At 69.3% G+C, this 2,443-nt stretch carries 2 protein-coding genes and 1 pseudogene; all 3 read right to left on the bottom strand.

What is annotated here, in order from left to right:
* Positions 1-372, bottom strand: a pseudogene (locus tag CCN72_RS16155) (hypothetical protein); the annotation flags it as partial.
* 168 nt (positions 373-540) lie between these two features.
* On the bottom strand, positions 541-1,092 hold the full coding sequence (locus CCN72_RS38615; RefSeq protein WP_143664112.1) for a hypothetical protein: 552 nt from the start codon (positions 1,090-1,092) through the stop codon (positions 541-543).
* Positions 1,093-1,285: 193 nt separating this feature from the next.
* On the bottom strand, positions 1,286-2,443 hold a 1,158-nt coding region (locus tag CCN72_RS16165; protein ID WP_158101360.1), incomplete at its 5' end, for an MFS transporter.

Raw genomic sequence — 2,443 nt, forward strand, 5'->3', positions numbered from 1 at the left:
CAACCCGAACACGCCGAACACGCCCAACCCCCCGAACACCCCTGGCGGTGGCGGCCACAACCCGAACACGCCGAACACGCCCAACACCCCGAACTCGCCTGGCGGTGGCGGCCACAACCCGAACACGCCGAACACACCCAATACCCCGAACTCGCCTGGCGGTGGCGGGAACAACCCGAACACGCCGAACACGCCCAACACCCCGAACTCGCCTGGCGGTGGCGGGAACAACCCGAACACGCCGAACACACCCAATACCCCGAACTCGCCTGGCGGTGGCGGGAACAACCCGAACACGCCCAACACGCCCAACACCCCGAACACCGCGGGTGGCGGCGGGAATACGCCGAACACGCCCAACACCCCGAACACGCCAGGATGACAGCGCCCAACAACACGATGGAGCCGCGCAGAAGCATTTGCGCGGCCTCATCATGTCTGCGTGCTCCAATGGCTGACGAAATAGCGGCTTGAGACCCGGCTCACCAATTCGCCGATCAGCTTGTCGTCCAGGGACCGGTTTAACGTCCCACCCGCCGACTACAGCAAAGCATTCAGAAGGCTCAGGAGGCCCAGGGCGTCCGGGGTGTTCGGGGTGTTGGGCGTGTTGGGGGTATTCGGAATGTTCGGGGTGTTGGGCGTGTTCGGAGTGTTGGGCGTGTTGGGGGTGTTCGGAGTGTTGGGGGTGTTGGGCGTGTTCGGGGTGTTCGGCGTATTCGGGGTGTTGCCTCCACCGCCCGGGGTGTTCGGAGTATTCGGTGTGTTGGGGGTGTTCGGGGTCTGCGCGTTGCCCTGGCCGCCCCGTCCCTCGGTCGACTGCTCGGACTCGCCGTCCGTCGTCTTCGCAGGGTCGATGCGCTGCGGGGTCTGAGGCGTCTGAGGCGTCTGGGGAGTCTGCGGCGTTTGAGGGGTCTGCGGGGTCTGCGGCGTCTGGCCGCCCAGGAGGTTGAGTCCGAGGAGCGTGTACGTCGGACCGTTGTAGCTGTTCGAGTTGTGGCTGTTCGAGTCGCCCGCATAGGCAACTCCCATGCCCGCAGCGGTGAAGCTTCCCACTGCGACGGCGGCGATCAGAATTCGCTGGATTCTGCGCAAGGTTCTTTCCCCTCGGTTCCGAGCCGCGGGGCTCGAATAGCGTGCGGAGCTGCGTCACAGTCAAAGTGGCACATTCGGCAGGCCGCACCATGCATAAGTAATCTGTGTTGCCGCGAGCGTCACCCTCTCCGCCGAGTGCCGCCGTTCATCCGCCGATGAGCGGTAAGTCGGCGAAACGGCGGTCGTTCCCGGCTCAGGCGATGACGCGGGCCGCCTTGGGGGTCCGGGCCAGGGCCGACAGATAGGCGCAGCCCGCGATGAGGCAGAGCGCCGCGGCAGTCGCCAGGAGGGCCGGGGTGTGCCGGGGGTGGAGGAAGAGGCCCACCGCGAAGCTCAGGAACAAGGAGGCGTTCAGCAGCCAGTTGAACGCGGACCAGGCGTGGGGCTGGCCCGCGGCCGGGACGCCCGACCAGATGACGCGGGTGAGGAGGAGGTTGAAGACGCCGTTCCCGATGCCGCCCAGGGCGAAGGTGACGGTGGCGGACCAGAAGGGGAGACCGAGGCTCGGCAGCCCGATCGCGAGGGCCACCAGCAGGTCGGACAGGGGGAGGAGTGCGCGAATGCCGGTGATACGGCGTGGAGTTACCGCCGCCGCGACCATGGAGGCCACGGCCCAGCAGGCCATCACCACGCCGAGCCCGTGGGCGTCGTAACCCGGTGTCCGGGCCAGCATGAAGGGGCCCGACACGCCCTCCAGGCTGGTGGTGATCAACATGGCGGTCACGCAGAGGAGGCCGAGGGCGCCGAACGCACCGGGGGCCAGCAGGCGGCCGAACCCCGCGGTGGCGCCACGGCTGCCCGTCGTACCGTCCTCCGGGATCCGCGGCGACCAGGCCACGGCCAGCACCAGCAGGAAGGTGAGGGCGTTCAGGGCGAAGGCCGACTCCGTGCCGGCCACGGTCACCACCACACCGGCCAGCACCATGCCCGCGGCGCCGGCTCCCGCCTTCGAGACGCTCCACCACCTGGCCAGTTCGGCCTGCCGCCCGTCGCTGAGGGCGTGCAGAAGCGAGCGGGAGAACGGCATCGTCAGGGCCTCGCAGGACGCGGCGACGAGAATGCAGGCCAGGACGGCGATCCGGTGGTCCGCCACCGCGGCCGCGACGGCGAACGCCGCCACCTGGCCGATCAGCCCGGCCCGCCACGCCGTCCGCGAGCGGATCCACCCCCGGGAGCTGACGAGCGGCGTCAGCGCCAGGACCGGGATCGTCTGGGCGGCCAGTACGGCGGCGAGGAAGGTCGTCGAACCCGCGCGCACCGCGATCAGCGCGTACGCCACCTGCACCAGCTTGTCCCCGAACTCCGAGGCGGCCAGGGCGAGAAGAGCCCCGACGAGCCCGGCCGGCCGGGC

Origin of the sequence: Streptomyces murinus (assembly GCF_002154555.1) — a bacterium.
Classification (GTDB): Bacteria; Actinomycetota; Actinomycetes; order Streptomycetales; family Streptomycetaceae; genus Streptomyces; species Streptomyces murinus.